The sequence below is a fragment of the Brevundimonas sp. genome (genome assembly GCF_036659295.1).
Taxonomy (GTDB): Bacteria; Pseudomonadota; Alphaproteobacteria; order Caulobacterales; family Caulobacteraceae; genus Brevundimonas.
In genome coordinates this window covers 1-3,128 of sequence record NZ_JAVXCU010000145.1, presented here as the reverse complement: position 1 = coordinate 3,128, position 3,128 = coordinate 1, and the positions used below count along the sequence as shown (strand labels likewise).

The 3,128-nt window shown below is 60.4% G+C and carries 4 protein-coding genes; 2 read left to right on the top strand and 2 right to left on the bottom strand.

The features are described 5' to 3' along the window. Together RSB01_RS13890 and RSB01_RS13885 are read right to left on the bottom strand one after the other, a co-directional pair. Window positions 1-496: exodeoxyribonuclease III (locus RSB01_RS13890; protein ID WP_332625726.1), on the bottom strand; the 496-nt coding region annotated here is incomplete at its 3' end. A gap of 106 nt (window positions 497-602) precedes the next feature. Then, window positions 603-1,619, bottom strand: a complete 1,017-nt coding sequence (locus tag RSB01_RS13885) for a hypothetical protein (RefSeq protein ID WP_332620654.1) — start codon at window positions 1,617-1,619, stop codon at window positions 603-605. A gap of 185 nt (window positions 1,620-1,804) precedes the next feature. Between RSB01_RS13885 and RSB01_RS13880 the strand changes: the two genes are divergently transcribed. Together RSB01_RS13880 and RSB01_RS13875 are read left to right on the top strand one after the other, a co-directional pair. Next, a complete protein-coding gene (locus tag RSB01_RS13880; protein ID WP_332625724.1) occupies window positions 1,805-2,833 on the top strand; it encodes an MBL fold metallo-hydrolase in 1,029 nt (342 codons plus the stop codon). Further along, the coding region (locus tag RSB01_RS13875; protein ID WP_332625722.1) for an enoyl-CoA hydratase-related protein at window positions 2,830-3,128 on the top strand (299 nt) is incomplete at its 3' end. The genes RSB01_RS13880 and RSB01_RS13875, both read left to right, overlap by 4 nt.

The window sequence follows — 3,128 nt, the reverse complement described above, 5'->3', positions numbered from 1 at the left end:
CCCACTCATCCGGCTTTGCGGCATCTTCCGGTGTGAGGATGCAGTTATAGTCACCGCACAGGGCCAGTGGTTCCTCATAGGCTAGCAGACCCTTGGCATGGTCGTGCAGGCGCTGGAACCAGTTCAGCTTGTAGGGAAATTTGTCGGTATCGATCGGGTTGCCGTTGGGCAGATAGATCGAGGCCACGCGCACGGGCGTGGGGCTTTCGATCAGGGCCTCGATATAACGAGCCTGCTCGTCGCTATCGTCACCCGGCAGGCCGCGCACGACATCCGACATCGGGAATTTGGACAGCAGAGCGACGCCGTTATAGCTCTTTTGGCCATGCGTCTCGACATTATAGCCAAGGCTTTCAAAGGCCTCGCGAGGGAATTTCTCGTCGACGCATTTGATCTCCTGAAAACAGGCGACATCGGGTTGTGCGGATTCAAGCCACGCCAGCACGGTGGGCAGGCGGGCATTGACCGAGTTCACGTTCCAGGTGGCTATACGCATAAGCTCAAGATTAGGCCGTCAGCGGCCTGTCCGATAGAGGGCAAAAAGAAAACGCCGCCGGGGTGGTCCCCCGACGGCGCTTTTGGTGACGTAAGCGAACCGTGGGTTATGCAGCCGGCGAGGTGTTGTCCTGCGGAGCAGCGGCAGTCAGCTTGCAGCCGTCGCCGATCTTCTCGGCTTCGGCGCACGGGTAAACTTCCTGAATAGCCTTGGCGGCGTCGAGGCGGGTGATGAAGCCTTCGGCACCGTTACAGGCGGCTTCGTAGAAGGCACCATTGTCATTGGAACCCATGAAGCGGACATTGTTGATGTCGCAGCCAGCGGTTTTCTCGTTGGTGGCGAGCCAGGTTTTCACGGTAGCCAGTTGTTCCGGCTTGGTCGTGAAGCTGCACGTTACATTGGCATTGGCCAGTTCGAGGCAGGAAGCAACTTCCCAGCCTTCGGCAGCACGGTTGATGCGGTAGCCGTCGGCGCCGTTGCAACCGATTTCATAGACCGAAGCCTTGCCCTTGCGGCCCACAATTGTGCCCTGGTCCACGGTGCAGGCAATGCCGGCTTCGGAGGACATAGCGGCAAAGACCGGAAGGAAGTTCTGGTTGGCCGGCAGGTCGCATTTCGGCGGCGGAGCGGCTTCTGGCGAGGCGGCGACAGCGCGGTCATAGGTGACCTGTGCTTCGATGCACTCGATGAAGACCGGCTCGACAGCGGCCTTGGCCTGACCTGCTGCGTCGGTGCTGGCGGCAAGGCCCGTCAGCGACAGATAGCCGAAACCGTTGGTGCAGACGACTTCATACATGCTGCGGGTGTCAGGGGTCTGACCACGTAGATTGGCTTCGGTCATCTGGCAGGGGACGCTGTTGGCAGCAAACAGTTGCTGGGCCGCAGCGAGGTTTTCTTCGGGCGTGGGAACGGCAACCGGAGCAGCTTGTGGCTGATTGCGGTTCTGGCGACCAGACACGCGACCGCGCGGCGCGCGGCCCGACTGGTTTTGGTCAGTGACAACACGATCTTCAGGGTGAGGCGTTTGTTGGCCCGAATATGCAAACGCCGACACCGGCGAGAGGGTCATCAAAGCCATAGCGGCGGCAACGCACATGGCGTGCGATTTGGTACGGTGGGTCACTGGGTTGTTCCTCGCCTCTGAAATGTTGTCAGAGCCTTGGCGCTACACACTGGCGTGGTCAAGGTCAGAAATCGGCGAACACTGGACCCGAGGCGCAAATTCTGACAAGTCCATTGGCAAGTTTTGATTGGAGACGGACCTTGGCGGACGGCGCACCCCCCTCATTGGAGCGGACGGAGAGAGGATTGACCTATCCTCAGCCCGCATTGCCGTTGCCGGGCGAGGCCGTAACGGTCGCCGAGGGCGTTTTGTGGATGCGCCTGGCGCTGCCGATCGCTCTGGACCATATCAATGTCTATGCCATTGCCGATGGTGACGGGTGGGTACTGGTCGATACCGGACTGAATACGCCACCGACGCATGCGGCATGGGAAAAAATGCTGGCAGGCCCGCTGGGCGGCAAGCCGGTCCACCGTCTGATCGTGACCCACCTGCATCCGGACCATATCGGTGCCGCGGGCTGGCTATACGGCAAGACCGGTGCGCCGCTACTGATGTCGCGCCTCGAATATGTCTGCGCGCGGATGTATGTGGCCGAAGAGGCGGGCGGTCCGACGCTCGAGGCCGAGACCTTCTTCCGTCGTCAGGGCTGGGATGACGAAGCGATTGCGCGCTGGAAGGACGGTTTTGGCCGTTTCAGCTGCAGTATTTCACCGATCCCGCCGCAGTTTACCCGTCTTCAGGAAGGCGAGGTCCTTTCGATCGGCGGGCGCGACTGGACGGTGGTGATTGGCGAGGGCCACAGCCCCGAGCATGTCTGTCTGTGGCGCAAGGACGATGATGTCTTTATTGCCGGTGACCAGATACTGCCCAAGATATCGTCCAATATCGGCGTCTGGGACACCGAGCCGCTGGCGGATCCCCTGAAAGACTGGCTGTTGTCGTTGGAAGCGCTGAGGGTACGTTTGCCGTCGGGGCTGCTGGTGCTGCCATCGCATGGCGAGCCGTTTTATGGCGTGACGACACGGTTGGAGGCCTTGCTGCGCGGCCACGAGGTCGGCTTGAAGCGCCTGATGCGCTCGCTACAGCAGAAATCGAGGTCGATCGACGTGTTCGGGGCCTTGTTTGCCCGACCGATCGGGCCAGAACTGTTGGGGATGGCGACAGCAGAATCGCTGGCCCATCTGAACTATCTTGAAGGTCAGGGCCGGACGGTTCGCGAAACCGATCAACACGGCGTTGAATGGTGGTCTGCTGTGGAGGGAACACAATGACCGAGTTTGTTAAAACCTATGTAGAAGACAGCGTCCTTCACATTGTGATGGACCGTGCGGACAAGAAGAACGCCATCACTCAGGCCATGTATCTGGCCATGACCGAGGCTCTGGTCGGTGCACGCACGGATGACAGTGTCCGTGTGGTGATGATCGGGGCCAAGGGCGACAACTTCTCGGCCGGTAACGACATTGCCGACTTCATGCAGTTGGGGCAGGGCGAAGGCAGCCTGACCGACAGTGATGTCTTCCGCTTCCTCAAGTCGCTGGCCGATCTGGACAAGCCTCTGGTGGC